This is a genomic window from Pararhodobacter sp. CCB-MM2 (genome assembly GCF_001691415.1).
Taxonomy (GTDB): domain Bacteria; phylum Pseudomonadota; class Alphaproteobacteria; order Rhodobacterales; family Rhodobacteraceae; genus Pararhodobacter.
The window spans coordinates 1-445 of the sequence record NZ_LRRR01000075.1; the positions used below are offsets into that span (position 1 = coordinate 1).

Sequence of the window (445 nt, forward strand, 5' to 3'; positions counted from 1 at the left end):
TACGGGACGAGCGGACCGTGCGGGACCTGCTGGTGTCGGTGGCGCAGCCGCGCGTCCGGGAGGCGGCGAAGGCGGTCGACGCGGCCGAGGAGAGGATCCTCACCGTCGACGACGAGGCCGCGCAGATGGCGTACGCGCAGGCGCTGAGCGACTGGGCCGAGGCGCGCGGGTACGAGGCCGAGACGGTCTGGGACATGTGCACGACGGCCGCGCTGGGCGTCCCGTACGAGAAGGCGCAGTGGCGCGAGGTGCGCACGCTCAGCGGCGGCGAGCAGAAGCGGCTGGTCCTGGAGGCGCTGCTGCGCGGGCCCGACGAGGTGCTGCTGCTGGACGAGCCGGACAACTATCTGGACGTCCCCGGCAAGCGGTGGCTGGAGGAGAAGCTGAAGGAGACCCGCAAGACGGTCCTCTTCGTCTCCCACGACCGGGAGCTGCTCTCCCGGGC

1 pseudogene is annotated in these 445 nt (G+C 72.4%); it reads left to right on the top strand.

Annotated elements, in window-relative coordinates:
- Positions 1 to 17: 17 nt before the first annotated feature.
- A pseudogene (locus BCY78_RS24255) lies at positions 18 to 445 on the top strand (ATP-binding cassette domain-containing protein); the annotation flags it as partial.